A 14642-nucleotide genomic window follows, 5' to 3' on the forward strand; every position below is an offset into this window, starting at 1 on the left:
GGGCCGGCCTCCGCGCGTCAGCCCCGCTCCCACCGTGCGAGCACCTCGCGGCACGCCCCGAGGTGCTCGTCCGACACGAGCAGGACGAGGTTGCCGGCGTGGTCGCTGTACTGGGTGGCGACGTTCACGCCCGCGTCGCCCAACCGGCGGGCGAGGGTGCCGAGCTGGCCGGGCGTCTCCTGGTCGAGACGGGTCATGACGACGTCGCGGACGACGGCGGGGCCCAGGCCCGCGGCGGCGACGGCCGCCAGCGCGGCGGCCCGTCGTCGACCAGGTAGTGGGCGACGGCCCGCCCCGCACGCGCGAACACGCCACCGCCCTCCAGGCTCACCCCGGCCGCGCCCAGCGCCTGGCCCAGGTCGGCCAGCGCGCCGGGCCGGTCCGGCAGGCACACCTCGAGGTCCCGCGGCCCGGCGGTCACGGGGTCACCACGGTGGTGGCCACCTCGACCGGCACCGACAGGCTGTTGGCGACGTAACAGGAGCGGTGCGCCCGCTCGGCGATCTCCCGGACCCGGGCCGGGTCCGTCCCGGCGGCGACCGTGACGGTGACCCGCAGCCGGATCGCGGCCAGCCGGGCCGGCTCGGCGGTCAGGTCGAGGTGGCTGCTGGCCTCGTCGTCGTACCCGAGCACGGTCACCCCGGCGCGGGCGGCGGCGCCGAGGAAGGACAGCATCTGACAGGAGGAGGCGGCCATGACCACCAGCTGTTCGGGATTGAGCCGGTCGGGGTCGCCGCGGAAGGCCGGGTCCGCGCTCAGGTCGACCCGCGCGGCGGCGGGCGGGGCGACGGCGGTGTGGTCGCGCGAGTAGCCGCGGACCCCGTCCGCGGTGGAGCCGTCCCAGTGCAGGTGGGTGCGGTAGGTGTGGGTGTCCATGCGCGGACCGTAGGCGCCCGACGCTTCGGCGCCGACCGAAGCGTCGACGTCGTATCGTCACCCCCATGAGCCGGGACCGGGACTTCACCAGCGTGGGCAGGGCGCTCGCCGCGCCCGCGCGCTCGGCCTTCCTCAACCTGCTCATGGACGGCACCAGCCGGCCGGCCGGCGAGCTGGCCCGGGCGGCCGGGGTGAGCGCGTCGACCGCGTCCGAGCACCTGGCGGCGCTGGTCGACGCCGGCCTGGTGACCTGTGAGGCGCGCGGTCGCCGCCGCTACTACGCGCTCGCCGGCCCACGGGTGGCCACCGCACTCGAAGCGCTCGGCGCCCTGGCCGACCCCGTGCCCGTCTCCGGGTACCGCCGCAGCCGCGAGATGCGCACCCTGGCCGCGGCGCGGCTGTGCTACGACCACCTCGCCGGACGGCTCGGCGTCGCCCTGACCGACGCCTGGACGCACCGGGGATGGCTGACCGACCGCGAGTCGCTGACCCTCGCCGACGCCGGCGCCACGGGCCTGCGCGCGCTCGGCGTGGACGTGGACGGCGCGCTCCGCGCCCGCCGCCCCACCACCCGGGCCTGCCCGGACTGGACGGAACGCCGAACCCACCTGGCCGGCGCCCTGGGCGCCGCGGTCGGCACGCGCTTCCTCGCCGCCGGCTGGGTCGTACGGCACCCCTCCGGCCGCGGGCTGAACACCACGGACAGTGGCCGGGAGCTGCTGCGCGAGACCTGGGGCATCGAGCTGACCGACCGGAGCCCGGCGGCCTAGCGACCGGTGCGACGGGCGTGAGCGGGGAGCATGCCTCCGGTTCAGCCCAGGACGCCGAGACGGAAAGCCGGGGGAGGCCGATGACGAGCGGCACGCCGTCCTCCGGGCCGGGCCCCGGCGGCGCGCCGGGGCCGCCGGCCGCGCCGGGCCCCCGAGCTCAGCAGTCCGCGCCGCGTCCGAACCTGGCGGCACGTCGGGCCCCTGACGCCACGGCAGCCGCCGCTGTCGACCCCACCACCGGCCCCGCTCCGCGCGGGCGCCGCCGGCCGGTTCCGGGCGAGGAGCCGGACGCCGGGAGTGGCCGCCGACGCCCGCCGTGCTCAACGGGCTTGGAGAGCAGGGAGCTTACGCGACGGTAAGTCGGGCCCCGACCGGCGCGAGCCCGTCGCTCGAAGGGCTTGTGGAAACTGGAACGTGTTCTTAGCATCGGCGGTGTTACAGCAAAATTGTCATAACGACGTGGGGGTCGGATGACGGCAACACCACACGGTCCGCTCACCGGGGTGCGGGTCGTGGAACTGGCAGGCATCGGCCCCGGTCCGTACGCGGCGATGGTGCTCGCCGACCTCGGCGCCGACGTGGTGCGCGTCGACCGCCCGACCGGCGCCGGCCTCGGCATCGACCCGGCCCACGACATCACCAACCGCAACAAGCGCTCGGTGACCGTCGACCTGAAGTCCGAGCGGGGCCCGGGGACCGTGCTCGACCTCGTCGAGCGCGCCGACATCCTCATCGAGGGGCTGCGCCCCGGCGTCGCCGAGCGGCTCGGCGTCGGCCCCGACGCCTGCCTGGCCCGCAACCCGGCGCTGGTCTACGGCCGGATGACCGGCTGGGGCCAGGACGGGCCGCTGGCCCAGCGGGCCGGGCACGACATCGGCTACATCGCCATCACGGGCGTCCTCGGCATGATCGGCGCGCCGGACCAGCCGCCGGCCATCCCCGCCAACCTCGTCGGGGACTACGCGGGCGGCTCGCTCTACCTGGTCATCGGCGTCCTCGCGGCCCTCCAGCACGCCCGCACCCCGGGCGGCGCGGGCCAGGTCGTGGACGCCGCGATCGTGGACGGCACGGTCCACCTGTCCTCGATGATCCACGGCATGCTGGCGGCCGGCGCGTGGCAGGACCGCAGGGGCGCCAACCTGCTCGACGGCGGCTGCCCGTTCTACGGCGTCTACGAGACCGCGGACGGCGGTCACATGGCGGTCGGCGCCCTGGAGCCGCGGTTCTACGCCGAGTTCACCGCCCTGCTCGGCATCGCCGACCAGGCCCCCGAACAGGGCGACATGGCCCGCTGGGGCGAGTTGCGCGAACTGGTGGCGGCCCGCTTCAAGACCCGTACCCGCGAGGAGTGGACCGAGGTCTTCGCGGCGTCGGACGCCTGCACCGCGCCCGTGCTCTCGCTGCGCGAGGCGCCCACCCACCCGCACCTGGCCGCCCGCGGCACCTTCACCGAGCACGCCGGCATCGTCCAGCCCGCGCCCGCGCCGCGCTTCTCGGCGACCCCCGGCAGCGTGCGCAGACCCCCGGCCCTGCCGGGCGCGCACACCGCCGAGGTCGCCGACGACTGGGGCCTGCCACAGCTCGCCGACCCACCCGCCACCGGCCCGTGACCCCGGGACCCGCGCCGCCGCCCGCGCCCCGGCCCGAGCCCCGCACCGGGTGGCCACACCACCCGCACCCGCAGCCCACGCACCCGCAGCCCACGCACCCGCAGCCCCCGCCCCAGCGACTCCCGCCCGTACGGCAGCACCCGAGGAGAGACACGTGAAGCGCCAGATCTTCGCCGCGGAACACGAGGCGTTCCGCGAGACCGTACGGACCTTCCTGGCCAAGGAGGTGCTGCCGCACTACGAGCGGTGGGAGGAGAACGGCATCGTGGACCGGGACGCCTGGCTCGCGGCCGGTCGGCAGGGGCTGCTCGGCTTCGCGGTGCCCGAGGAGTTCGGGGGCGGCGGCAACGAGGACTTCCGCTACAGCGCCGTGCTCGCCGAGGAGTTCACCCGCGCCGCGGCCCCCGGGCTCGCGCTCGGCCTGCACAACGACATCATCGGCCCGTACCTCACCTCGCTCGGCACCGACGAGCAGAAGCGCCGCTGGCTGCCCGGCTTCTGCAGCGGCGAGATCATCACCGCCATCGCCATGACCGAGCCCGGCGCCGGCTCCGACCTGCAGGGCATTCGCACCAACGCCGAGGACCGGGGCGACCACTGGGTCCTGAACGGCTCCAAGACGTTCATCTCCAACGGCATCCTGGCCGACCTGGTCATCGTCGTCGCCAAGACCACCCCCGAGGGCGGGGCGCACGGGCTGAGCCTGCTGGTGGTCGAGCGCGGCATGGCCGGCTTCGAGCGGGGCCGTAATCTCGCCAAGATCGGCCAGAAGTCCCAGGACACCGCCGAACTGTTCTTCAACGACGTGGTCGTGCCGAAGGAGAACCTGCTCGGCGAGTTGAACGGCGCCTTCGTCCACCTCATGACCAACCTCGCCCAGGAGCGGCTGAACATCGCCATCGCCTCCATCGCCGGGGCCGAGCACGTCCTGGAGATGACGACGGCCTACGTCAAGGAGCGGGAGGCGTTCGGCCGACCGCTCGCGCGGCTCCAGCACGTGCGCTTCGAGATCGCCGAGATGGCCACCGAGTGCGCCGTCACCCGCAGCTTCGTGGACCGCTGCATCGTGGACCACGACGCGGGGGAGCTTGACGCCACGCACGCCTCGATGGCCAAGTGGTGGGCGAGCGAGCTCCAGAAGCGGGTCACCGACCGCTGCCTCCAGCTCCACGGCGGCTACGGCTACATGGCCGAATACCCCATCGCCCGGGCGTTCACCGACGGCCGCATCCAGACGATCTACGGCGGCACCACCGAGATCATGAAGGAGATCATCGGCCGGTCCCTGCTCTCCTGAACCACCCGCCCCCGGGCGCGCGCGGACGCGCCGAATCCGGTGGCAGACCCCGTACCGCTCCCCGAAAGGCTTCCGACGTGAGCACCGAAGCGTACGTGTACGACGCGATCCGCACCCCGCGCGGGCGCGGGAAGGCCGCCGGCTCCCTGCACGGCACCAAGCCCATCGACCTGGTGGTCGGCCTCATCCACGAACTCCGCCACCGGCTGCCCGACCTGGACCCGGCGGCCATCGACGACATCGTCCTCGGCGTCGTCGCCCCCCTCGGCGACCAGGGCTCGGACATCGCCAAGGTGGCGGCGCTCGCCGCCGGCCTGCCCGACACCGTCGCCGGCGTGCAGGAGAACCGCTTCTGTGCCTCCGGCCTCGAAGCGGTCAACATGGCGGCGGCCAAGGTCCGCTCCGGCTGGGAGGACCTGGTCCTGGCCGGCGGCGTCGAGTCCATGTCCCGGGTGCCGATGGGCTCCGACGGCGGCGCCTGGTTCGGCGACCCGATGACCAACCTGGAGACCGGCTTCGTCCCGCAGGGCATCAGCGCCGACCTCATCGCCACCGTCGAGGGGTTCAGCCGCCACGACGTGGACTCCTACGCCGCGCTCTCCCAGGAGCGGGCCGCCGAGGCGTGGAAGGACGGCCGCTTCGAGCGCTCGGTGATCCCCGTCCGCGACCGCAACGGCCTGGTCGTCCTCGACCACGACGAGCACATGCGGCCCGGCACCACACCCGAGTCGCTCGCCGGACTCAAGCCCTCCTTCGCCACCATCGGCGAGATGGGCGGCTTCGACGCGGTGGCGCTGCAGAAGTACCACTGGGTCGAGGCGATCGACCACGTCCACCACGCCGGCAACTCCTCCGGCATCGTGGACGGCTCGGCGCTGGTGGCCATCGGCAGCCGCGAGGTGGGCGAGCGGTACGGGCTGACGCCGCGCGCCCGCATCGTCTCCGCCGCCGTCTCCGGCTCCGACCCGACCATCATGCTCACCGGGCCCGCCCCCGCCTCCCGCAAGGCGCTGGCCAAGGCCGGGTTGACCATCGACGACATCGACCTGGTCGAGATCAACGAGGCGTTCGCCGCGGTCGTGCTGCGCTACGTCAAGGACATGGGCCTCAGCCTCGACAAGGTCAACGTCAACGGCGGCGCCATCGCCATGGGCCACCCGCTCGGCGCCACCGGCGCCATCCTGCTCGGCACCGTCATCGACGAACTGGAACGGCGCGACCAGCGGTACGGCCTGATCACGCTGTGCGTGGGCGGCGGCATGGGCATCGCCACCGTCGTCGAGCGCGTCTGACCGCCCGCCGCCAACCCTCACACGGAGACAGACAGATGAGCACCGAGCCCACCACCATCCGCTGGGAGCAGGACGACACGGGCGTGGTCACCCTCGTCCTGGACGACCCGGACCAGTCGGCCAACACCATGAACGCCGCCTTCAAGGCGTCGCTGGCCGCCGTCGCCGACCGCCTGGAGGCCGAGCGGGACTCCGTCCGCGGCATCATCGTCACCTCGGCCAAGAAGACCTTCTTCGCCGGCGGCGACCTGCGCGACCTGATCGCCGTCACCCCCGAGCACGCGCGGCAGGTCTTCGACGCCAGCCGCGAACTCAAGCGCGACCTGCGCCGCATCGAGACCCTCGGCAAGCCGATCGTCGCGGCCATCAACGGCGCCGCGCTCGGCGGCGGTTACGAGATCGCCCTGGCCTGCCACCACCGCGTCGCCCTGGAGGCGTCCGGCGGCAAGATCGGACTGCCCGAGGTCACCCTCGGCCTGCTGCCCGGCGGCGGTGGCGTGGTCCGCACCGTACGCCTGCTCGGCATCACCGACGCGCTGCTCAAGGTGTTGCTCCAGGGCACCCAGTACAGCCCGGTCCGGGCCCTGGAGGCCGGCCTGATCCACGAGCTGGCCGCCGACCGGGACGAGTTGATCGCCAAGGCGCGCGCGTTCATCGACGCCCACCCCGAGTCGCGCCAGCCCTGGGACACCGACGGCTACAAGATCCCCGGCGGCACCCCGGCCCACCCGAAGTTCGCGGCCAACCTGCCGGCGTACCCGGCCAACCTGCGCAAGCAGTTGAACGGCGCCCACTACCCGGCCCCGCGCAACATCATGGCCGCCGCGGTCGAGGGCTCCCAGGTGGACTTCGAGACCGCGCAGACCATCGAGGCCCGGTACTTCACCGAGCTGGTCACCGGCCAGATCGCCAAGAACATGACGCAGGCGTTCTTCTTCGACCTCCAGGCGGTCAACTCCGGCGCCAACCGGCCATCGGGCGTCGAGCCGCACACCGTACGCAAGGTCGCGGTGCTCGGCGCCGGCATGATGGGCGCCGGCATCGCGTACTCCTGCGCCAAGGCCGGCATCGAGGTCGTGCTCAAGGACGTCAGCCAGGAGGCGGCCGACAAGGGCAAGGGCTACTCCGAGAAGCTGTGCGCCAAGGCCGTCTCGCGCGGCCGTACGACCCAGGACAAGGCGGACGCGCTGCTCGCCCGCATCACCCCGACCGCCGACCCGCGGGACCTGGTCGGCTGCGACGCGGTGATCGAGGCCGTCTTCGAGGACACCGCGCTCAAGCACAAGGTCTTCCAGGAGATCCAGGGCATCGTGGAGCCGGACGCGCTGCTGTGCTCCAACACCTCCACGCTGCCCATCACCCTGCTCGCCGAGGGCGTGGAGCGCCCGGTCGACTTCGTCGGCCTGCACTTCTTCTCGCCGGTGGACAAGATGCCGCTGGTGGAGATCATCAAGGGCGGTAAGACCGGCGAGGCCGCGCTGGCCCGCGCGTTCGACCTGGTCCGGCAGATCCAGAAGACCCCGATCGTGGTCAACGACTCGCGCGGCTTCTTCACCTCGCGCGTCATCGGCCACTTCATCAACGAGGGCGTCTCGATGCTCGCCGAGGGCGTCCCGGCGGCCACCATCGAGCAGGCCGCGGGCCAGGCCGGCTACCCGGCCAAGGTGCTCTCGCTCATGGACGAGCTGACCCTGACGCTGCCGCGCAGGATCCGCGAGGAGACCAAGCGGGCCGTCGAGGAGGCGGGCGGCGTGTGGGAGACGCACCCCGCGGAGGCGGTCATCGACCGCATGGTGCTGGAGTTCGAGCGCCCGGGCCGCAGCGGCGGCGCCGGCTTCTACGACTACGTGGACGGCAAGCGGGCCGGGCTGTGGCCCGGACTGCGCGAGCACTTCGGCCCCGCCGGCGACGCCCCCGAGGTGCCCTTCGAGGACCTGAAGGAGCGCATGCTGTTCGCCGAGGCGCTGGACACCGTGCGCTGCGTCGAGGAGGGCGTGCTCACCTCGGTCGCCGACGCCAACATCGGCTCCATCTTCGGCATCGGCTTCCCGGCCTGGACCGGCGGCGTCCTCCAGTACATCAACGGTTACGCGGGCGGCCTGCCCGGCTTCGTCGCCCGTGCCCGCGAACTCCAGGCGGCCTACGGCGACCGCTTCGCCCCGCCGGCCCTGCTGGTGGAGAAGGCCGAGCGGGGGGAGCGGTTCGCCGACGCGTAGCACCCGGCCGGCGCGGGCTTCGGGGAGCGACGGCCCGGCGCTGTCCGGCGGTGGGTCCGCCGGGGAGCGCCGGGCGGCGCCCGGCCCGGCCCTCGTCGGGTTCGGCCGTGCGCGGCCGGCGACGAGGCGTACCGCCACCGGGTCGCCGGGCCGGGGCGTTGGCGTCGGCCCGCTCAGCGGAGCCCGCGCCTGACGCGTTCGGCCTGGATCAGCTCCTCCATCAGGCTCTCCGGGTCCACCGTGTACGCGGTGTCGTCGAGGGCGTCGTAGTCCTGGGTGCCGAGCGGGAGGCCGAGTGCGGCGAGTTCGGCGGCCAGCCGTGCGAAGGCCACGCGCTCGTCCGGCTCGTCCTGGTAGCTCGCCTGCTCGGCGGCGGCCCCCTCGGCCAGGGTGCTGCCGGCCAGGCCCCAGAAGGTGAACTCGGTGTCCAGCGCTATGAGGTGCCAGGGCCGGTCCGCGGGTTCGTCGGGGTGCAGCCAGTAGCCGACCCACCCCTTGCCGCCCCTGGCCACGAGCTTGACGTGCCTGGCCATCTCCGCGGCTCCGGCGTTGACGGCCCGCAGCTCCGGGTCCGCGCGCTCCGCCTCGCTCAGGTAGCTGGTGTCCAGCAGCGGGTGGACCTCGCCCGGCTCGAAGAAGTCGAGGTCGAGCAGGCGGGCGAGATCGGTTCGGCCCTCCCACTGCGCGACCAGCAGCACGCGCAGGTCCGCGGGCAGGGGACGGCCGTCCAGTCGCTCGCGGGAGAACCCGGCGAGCCGTTCGTCGTGCATGCGCCCTCTCAGAGGTCGAAGCGTCATCCTCGTCGGCAACGTAACAGCGGGCACTGACAACGAGCCCGGCACGACGACGACCGCCACCCGCTTCCTCGGACCGCCGTGGCTAGCCGGCCCTCTCCCGGTCGGGCACGCCTTCGTCGCCGCTGGCCCGGGTGTCGGCCCCGCCCGCGCCGCCGGCGGTGTCGGCTTCCCCGGGGCCCTGGGGTTCCTCGGCCGTCGCCGCCCCACCGTCCTCCGCCGGGGCCCCCTGCGTCCCGTACGCCGCCCGCAACTCCTCCCGCAGGGAGCGTTGGAACGCCGTCACCAGGGCCTGGACCACCATGGGCTGCATGTGCGCCGACAGCGACTTCATCGCGGACACCTGGGCCGGGTCCGACTCGCGTTCGCGGTAGGGGCCCCACACCTCGTCCCGGAAGAGGCGGCTCAGCTCGCGGGCCGAGGCGCGGGCGTGGTCGAGGACCACCGTGCGGGCCGCGCGCAGGGTCTCCAGCGGGATGGGCACGTCGAGCAGCCGCACCCCCAGGTGCAGGATGGCCGGGTCCACGCGGAAGACGTCGGGGTCGGCGGTGCGCTCCAGCACGTCCATGGCGGCCAGCCGGTCGAGGTCGCCCTCGGTCAGGGGCCGTCCGGCCCGCCGCTCCAGCAGGTCGCGGCCGGCCTCCTCGGCCACGTCCGGGGTCCAGGAGGCGACCAGGGCGCGGTGTATCGCCAGGTCGTGCGCGCTGATGTCGGTGGGCAACTGCTGGAGGTAGCGCTCGATGGCCGCCAGCGTCATGCCGTGGTGCTGCAACTCCTCGATCAGGGCCAGCCGCGACAGGTGCTCGGGCCCGTACCGGCCGACCCGGCGCGGGCCGATGTGCGGCGGAGGCAGCAGGCCACGGGTGCCGTAGAAGCGCACCGTGCGCACCGTGACCCCGGCCCGGGCCGCCAACTCGTCCACGGTCAGCCCGAGCCGCGCGGAGCCGCCGGCACCGGTCGGCTCCGGCGCGCGGGCGGGGGCCTGGTCGGCGGGGGGCGCGCCGTTGGCGCCGGGCGCCGGGCGCGCCGCGGGTCCGGCCGCTGCGCGGCGCCCCTCGGGCTCGCTGGCGTCCGCGGTCAGGGCCTCGCTCATCGGCTGCGCCTCGCTCTCTGGGCCACTCGGGTGCCGTGAGGTGGCCGGTTCCTGGCCTTGCGCGCACGCGGCACGGGGTACATCTGAGTTCAACAGTATTGCTGTCGCACCGCTCCTGTGAAACCTTCCCCGCGCGCAGTCCGTCCGGCACCCACTCCATCAGGAGGCGGCCTTGACCCTGACCTCGCGACTCTCCGATCCGCCCGGCGACCCGACGCTGCCCGCCCTGATGCGGCGCAACGCGGAGGAGTTCGGCGACCTGCCCGCCCTGTCCTGGCGCGCTCCGGACGGCGGTTGGGCCTCGATGAACTGGGCCGAGACCCGCCGGCGGGTCGGGGAGTTGGCGGCGGGCCTGGCCGGGCTCGGCGTACGGCGCGGCGAGCGGGTGCTGATGATGATGGCCAACCGGCCCGAGCACTGGCTGAGCGACATGGCCCTGGTGCACCTGGGCGCGGTGCCGATCTCGGTGTACGGCACGGCGTCGCCCGAGCAGATCGCGCACATCGCCCGGCACAGCGGCGCCCGGCGTGCGATCGTGGACGGCGAACGGGAACTCGCCCGCTGGGGCCCGCTGTTGGACCGGCGTACGGGACTCCTTGAGCGCCTGGTCGTCGTGGACCCGCCCCCGGCGGCCGACGCCGCGCCGGTCGCCGCGGCCCCCCAGGCCACTCCGGACGCGCCCGCCACCCCCGTCACCGCGGAGGCCCCTGTCACCGCGCAGGACCCCGTCGCCGCGTACGGCCGCGTCACCGCGTACGCCGACGTGCTGGCCGACGGCGCGCGCCGCTTCGATCCCGACGCCTTCGAGGCGTGTTGGCGGCGGGGGAGCCCGGGCGATCCGGCGACCGTCGTCTACACCTCGGGCACCAGCGGCGAGCCCAAGGGCGTCGTGGCCACCCAGCGGCAGGTGGTGGTCAGCGGCGCGTCCCTGGACCGCAAGCTCGGCGTGGACCCGCACGGGGCGCACATCTGCTACCTGCCCTTCGCGCACATCGCCGAGCGCATGTTGGGCCTGTACATGCCGCTGCTGCGGGTCTCGCACGTGTACTTCTGCGCGGACCCGGGCGAGGTGGCCCAGGCCGTGCGCGAGGTGCGGCCCGAGGAGTTCTTCGGGGTGCCGCGCGTGTGGGAGAAGCTGACCGTGGCGGCGCGCGGCGCGCTCGCCCGGCTGCCCGCGGAGCGCCAGGCGGCGGTCCGGGCGGCGGGCGAGACCGCGCGCGCCTGGGTGGCCGCCCGCGAGCACGGCGAGGAGCCCACGGGCGCGCTGGCCGACGCGTACGCCCGGGCCAGGCGGGAGGTGCTCGATCCGCTGCTCGCGGTGATGGGCTTCGACCGGCTGACGTGGGCGATCAGCGCGGCGGCCCCGATGCCGCAGGACGTGGTGCGGTTCTGGACCGGGCTCGGGGTCGTCATCCTCGACGTCTGGGGCATGTCGGAGGCCACCGGCGTGTGCACGCTCAACCACCACGGCGGGTTCCGGCTCGGCTCGGTCGGCAGCCCGATCGACCGCGTGGAGGTGCGGATCGCGGCCGACGGCGAGATCGAGGTGCGCGGCGAGGTCGTGTGCGGCTACCTCCAGGAGGACGGCTCGGTGGCGCGACTGGGCGACGCGGACGGCTGGTTCGCCACCGGCGACGTGGGCCGCCTCGACGCGGACGGCTACCTGTACGTCACCGACCGGAAGAAGGAGTTGATCATCACCTCCACGGGCAAGAACGTCTCGCCCGCGCTGGTGGAGAACACGCTCAAGGCGCACCCGCTGATCGGCCAGGCCCTGGTGCACGGCGACCGCCGCTCGTACCTGGTGGCCCTCCTGGTGCTCGACCCGGACGCCACCGCGGCCTGGGCCGCCGACCAGGGCATCGCGGCCGGGGCCGGCCCGCTGACACACCACCCGGCCGTGCGCGCCGAGGTCGAGCGCGCGGTCGCCGCGGCCAACAGCCGGCTCAACCGCACCGAGCAGGTCAAGCGTTACCGCCTGCTCGACCGCGAGTGGGGACCGGAGACCGGCGAGCTGACCCCCTCGCTCAAGCTCCGCCGGCACGTGATCCACGCCACGTATGCGCAGGTCATCGAGGAGATGTACGAGATGTGAGATGACCCACGGTATGACGTGAGCACGGCGCTCGGGATGTGAGACTGCCGCGGGCCGATCGATCAGCGGCCTGGAACAGAACATTCCGATGCGAAGGCGAGAGACGTAGCTCGTGGGCAATGAAGCCGTTCAGGACGGGACCCCACCGCCGCCCAGCGGGGCGCTACAGGACGCGGGTGACGCGGGGTACAGCAAGGACCTCAAGGCGCGCCACATCCAGATGATCGCGATCGGCGGCGCCATCGGCACCGGCCTCTTCCTCGGGGCGGGTGGACGCCTGGAGTCCGCCGGGCCCGCGCTGGCCATCGCGTACGCGGTGTGCGGACTCTTCGCGTTCTTCGTCGTGCGTGCCCTGGGCGAGATGGTCGTCTACCGACCGTCCTCCGGTTCCTTCGTCTCCTACGCCCGGGAGTTCCTGGGCGAGAAGGGCGCTTACGCCGTCGGCTGGATGTACGTGGTGAACTGGTCCACAACCGGCATCGCGGACATCACGGCCATCGCGCTGTACACGCACTACTGGAGCATGTTCAGCGACATCCCACAGTGGATCATGGCGTTGATCGCGCTGGCCGTGGTGCTCTCCATCAACCTCGTCTCGGTCAAGATCTTCGGTGAGCTGGAGTTCTGGTTCGCGATCATCAAGGTCGCGGCGCTGGTCCTGTTCATGGCCATCGGCATCTTCCTGCTCGTCACCCAGCACGAGGTGGGCGGCGAGACCCCCGGGTTCAGCCTCATCAGCGACAACGGGGGCATCTTCCCGACCGGGTTGCTGCCGGTCGTCGTGGTCCTGCAGGGCGTGGTGTTCGCGTACTCCGCCGTCGAGATGGTCGGCGTCACGGCGGGCGAGACCGCCGAGCCGGAGAAGGTCGTGCCGCGCGCGGTGAACTCCATCATGTGGCGGGTCGGGGTCTTCTACGTCGGCTCGGTCGTGCTGTTGACGCTGCTGCTGCCCTGGGACGGCTACAGCGCGGGCGAGAGCCCGTTCGTCACCGTCCTGTCCAAGATCGGCGTGCCGGCGGCCGGCCACGTGATGAACCTGGTGGTGCTCACGGCCGCCATGTCCAGCCTCAACTCCGGCCTCTACTCCACCGGCCGCATCCTGCGCTCGATGGCCAAGGCCGGCTCCGCGCCCCAGTTCACCGGCCGGATGAACCGCAACCAGGTGCCCTACGGCGGCATCATGCTCACCTCGGCGGTGTGCGTGGTCGGCGTGGGCCTGAACTACGTCGTGCCCGACAAGGCGTTCGAGATCGTGATCAACATAGCCGCGCTCGGCATCATCTCCGCCTGGGCCTCGATCATGCTCTGTCACATCGTCTTCGTCCGCCGCGCCGAGGCCGGCCAGCTCACCCGCCCCTCCTTCCAACTGCCCTTCTCGCCCTTCACCGAGATCGTCACCATCGCCTTCCTGGCCGGCGTCATCGTGCTGATGTGGTACGACGGCGGCGTCGGGCGGGACACCATCATGCTGGCCCCGATCATCGTCGCCGCGCTGATCGCCGGCTGGTTCGTGGTCCGCGGCCGGGTCCGGGAGGCCAGCGCCGAGCGGGAGGGGCTGCCGGGGGAGCGAACGGAGTAGCCGGCCGCCGGCGGTCCCGGCCTTGGCCCTCGGTCTTGCTCCCGGCCCCGGTCCCGCCCCTGGTCTGTGGTCTCTGGTTTCGATCCTGGCCCCGGTCCCGCTCTCGGGGCCGGGGCCAGGGCCTTTGGGGCGGCCGGGGGAGTGGGCCGGGGCCGGTGCCGTGTGCGGTCGGGCGGCCGGGCGTGAGGCGCTCCGGCGGACTCCGCCGACCCCGCCCGACCACGCCCGCGTTGCCCCACAGCCGCCCGCCATTCGCCCGCGCGCCACCCGCGACATCGTCAAGCTCCTTGTGCCACACCGCTTTTCCCGCTTTCTTATGGGGACGTGCGCGCGGATCACCGCGCGCGGGCAGGGCGCTGGGCGAGGGCGACGGGGGTGGCATGGTGCGGGAGTGGGCGGGGGGCCGGCCGCCGCCCGGGACCGGTCCCTGTGCGGTCCTGTGACACTGCGCGGGCGTCACGACATCTGGTCCGAGGGAGTCGCCCGCCATGAACGCACGTCCGCCGTCCGCCATGCCCGCGACCGTCAGGGGCTGCCTGGCGATGATCTGGATCCAGGCGCTGGCCAGCGCGTACATCGGGTGGTCGGTGTGCGCGGAGATCGACACGCGCCACGACCACGGGCAGGAGGTGGAGTCCGAGGGGGTGCTGCGGTTCGTGGCCTACCTCGGCTACGGGATGGCCGCGGCACTGCTGGTGGCCAGCGTGTTCTTCTTCCGGCGCGCGCTGGTGGCCAGCAAGGTGGTGTACGGGTACGAGGTCCTGGTCCTGTGCTTCGGTGGGTTGGGCATCGCGCTGGCGGTGGCCACCTCCACCTTCCACCCGCTGCAACTCGTGGGGTTCGCCCTGCCCGGCGCGGTGTGCTGGGCGCTGAGCAGCGACAGCGCCGACCAGTGGTTCGCGCAGCCGTCCACGCGGGACAGGCGGCGGGCCGCCGCCGAGCGGCACCTCGGCACGCCGCGAACCCCTGAGTGACCATCCCGAAAGGGGTGTCGCGCGACGGGGCCGGGGGGCGCCGTGC

At 73.5% G+C, this 14642-nt stretch carries 13 protein-coding genes; 8 read left to right on the forward strand and 5 right to left on the reverse strand.

The window, feature by feature from the left end:
* Positions 1-17: 17 nt before the first annotated feature.
* Genes H7H31_RS33515 through H7H31_RS29900 form a run of 3 tightly spaced genes read right to left on the reverse strand, consistent with a single transcriptional unit; the run spans position 18 to position 876 of the window.
* Positions 18-197: an ACT domain-containing protein gene (locus tag H7H31_RS33515; protein WP_197995975.1), complete on the reverse strand. Its 180-nt coding sequence runs from the start codon at positions 195-197 to the stop codon at positions 18-20.
* A complete protein-coding gene (locus tag H7H31_RS33520; RefSeq protein ID WP_197995976.1) occupies positions 194-421 on the reverse strand; it encodes an ACT domain-containing protein in 228 nt (75 codons plus the stop codon). The genes H7H31_RS33515 and H7H31_RS33520 overlap by 4 nt, the downstream gene beginning before the upstream one ends.
* Positions 418-876: an OsmC family protein gene (locus H7H31_RS29900; RefSeq protein ID WP_187061586.1), complete on the reverse strand. Its 459-nt coding sequence runs from the start codon at positions 874-876 to the stop codon at positions 418-420. The genes H7H31_RS33520 and H7H31_RS29900 overlap by 4 nt, the downstream gene beginning before the upstream one ends.
* 65 nt (positions 877-941) lie before the next feature.
* On the opposite strand from H7H31_RS29900, the gene H7H31_RS29905 reads away from it, so the two are divergent.
* The 5 genes from H7H31_RS29905 (at position 942) to H7H31_RS29925 (ending at position 8061) form a co-directional block, all read left to right on the forward strand.
* A complete protein-coding gene (locus H7H31_RS29905) occupies positions 942-1646 on the forward strand; it encodes an ArsR/SmtB family transcription factor (protein WP_187061587.1) in 705 nt (234 codons plus the stop codon).
* 470 nt (positions 1647-2116) lie between these two features.
* Positions 2117-3256: a CaiB/BaiF CoA transferase family protein gene (locus H7H31_RS29910; RefSeq protein WP_187118164.1), complete on the forward strand. Its 1140-nt coding sequence runs from the start codon at positions 2117-2119 to the stop codon at positions 3254-3256.
* A 154-nt stretch (positions 3257-3410) separates the two neighbouring features.
* Positions 3411-4553: an acyl-CoA dehydrogenase family protein gene (locus tag H7H31_RS29915; RefSeq protein ID WP_187061549.1), complete on the forward strand. Its 1143-nt coding sequence runs from the start codon at positions 3411-3413 to the stop codon at positions 4551-4553.
* Positions 4554-4630: 77 nt separating this feature from the next.
* Positions 4631-5845 carry an acetyl-CoA C-acetyltransferase gene (locus H7H31_RS29920; RefSeq protein ID WP_187061550.1) on the forward strand — a complete coding sequence of 405 codons (1215 nt, stop codon included), beginning with the start codon at positions 4631-4633 and terminating at the stop codon, positions 5843-5845.
* Positions 5846-5880: 35 nt separating this feature from the next.
* Positions 5881-8061: a 3-hydroxyacyl-CoA dehydrogenase NAD-binding domain-containing protein gene (locus H7H31_RS29925; RefSeq protein WP_187061551.1), complete on the forward strand. Its 2181-nt coding sequence runs from the start codon at positions 5881-5883 to the stop codon at positions 8059-8061.
* Between the two features lie 173 nt (positions 8062-8234).
* Here the strand turns inward: H7H31_RS29925 and H7H31_RS29930 are convergent, their stop codons facing one another.
* Both H7H31_RS29930 and H7H31_RS29935 read right to left on the reverse strand, forming a co-directional pair.
* On the reverse strand, positions 8235-8831 hold the full coding sequence (locus H7H31_RS29930; protein WP_187061552.1) for a hypothetical protein: 597 nt from the start codon (positions 8829-8831) through the stop codon (positions 8235-8237).
* A gap of 109 nt (positions 8832-8940) precedes the next feature.
* On the reverse strand, positions 8941-9948 hold the full coding sequence (locus tag H7H31_RS29935) for a MerR family transcriptional regulator (RefSeq protein WP_187061553.1): 1008 nt from the start codon (positions 9946-9948) through the stop codon (positions 8941-8943).
* Between the two features lie 172 nt (positions 9949-10120).
* Here H7H31_RS29935 and H7H31_RS29940 point away from each other — a divergent pair, with 172 nt between their 5' ends.
* The 3 genes from H7H31_RS29940 to H7H31_RS29950 all read left to right on the forward strand — a co-directional run bounded on the left by H7H31_RS29940 (position 10121) and on the right by H7H31_RS29950 (position 14596).
* Positions 10121-12043, forward strand: a complete 1923-nt coding sequence (locus H7H31_RS29940; protein ID WP_372455966.1) for an AMP-dependent synthetase/ligase — start codon at positions 10121-10123, stop codon at positions 12041-12043.
* Positions 12044-12155: 112 nt separating this feature from the next.
* Complete coding sequence (locus H7H31_RS29945) at positions 12156-13622, forward strand: amino acid permease (protein WP_232110143.1); 1467 nt, start codon at positions 12156-12158, stop codon at positions 13620-13622.
* A gap of 488 nt (positions 13623-14110) precedes the next feature.
* Positions 14111-14596 (forward strand): hypothetical protein, encoded by a 486-nt coding sequence (locus tag H7H31_RS29950; RefSeq protein ID WP_187061040.1) that lies wholly within the window; start codon positions 14111-14113, stop codon positions 14594-14596.
* The last annotated feature ends 46 nt before the right edge of the window (positions 14597-14642 follow it).

The organism is Streptomyces buecherae (assembly GCF_014295035.1).
In the GTDB taxonomy this organism is placed as follows: Bacteria; Actinomycetota; Actinomycetes; order Streptomycetales; family Streptomycetaceae; genus Streptomyces; species Streptomyces youssoufiensis.

Coding starts and splice junctions, on each gene's coding strand:
- H7H31_RS33515 (WP_197995975.1), bottom strand. CDS start 197: ATGACCCGTCTCGACCAGGAGACGCCCGGCCAGCTCGGCACCCTCGCC.
- H7H31_RS29900 (WP_187061586.1), bottom strand. CDS start 876: ATGGACACCCACACCTACCGCACCCACCTGCACTGGGACGGCTCCACC.
- H7H31_RS29905 (WP_187061587.1), top strand. CDS start 942: ATGAGCCGGGACCGGGACTTCACCAGCGTGGGCAGGGCGCTCGCCGCG.
- H7H31_RS29910 (WP_187118164.1), top strand. CDS start 2,117: ATGACGGCAACACCACACGGTCCGCTCACCGGGGTGCGGGTCGTGGAA.
- H7H31_RS29925 (WP_187061551.1), top strand. CDS start 5,881: ATGAGCACCGAGCCCACCACCATCCGCTGGGAGCAGGACGACACGGGC.
- H7H31_RS29930 (WP_187061552.1), bottom strand. CDS start 8,831: ATGCACGACGAACGGCTCGCCGGGTTCTCCCGCGAGCGACTGGACGGC.
- H7H31_RS29935 (WP_187061553.1), bottom strand. CDS start 9,948: ATGAGCGAGGCCCTGACCGCGGACGCCAGCGAGCCCGAGGGGCGCCGC.
- H7H31_RS29950 (WP_187061040.1), top strand. CDS start 14,111: ATGAACGCACGTCCGCCGTCCGCCATGCCCGCGACCGTCAGGGGCTGC.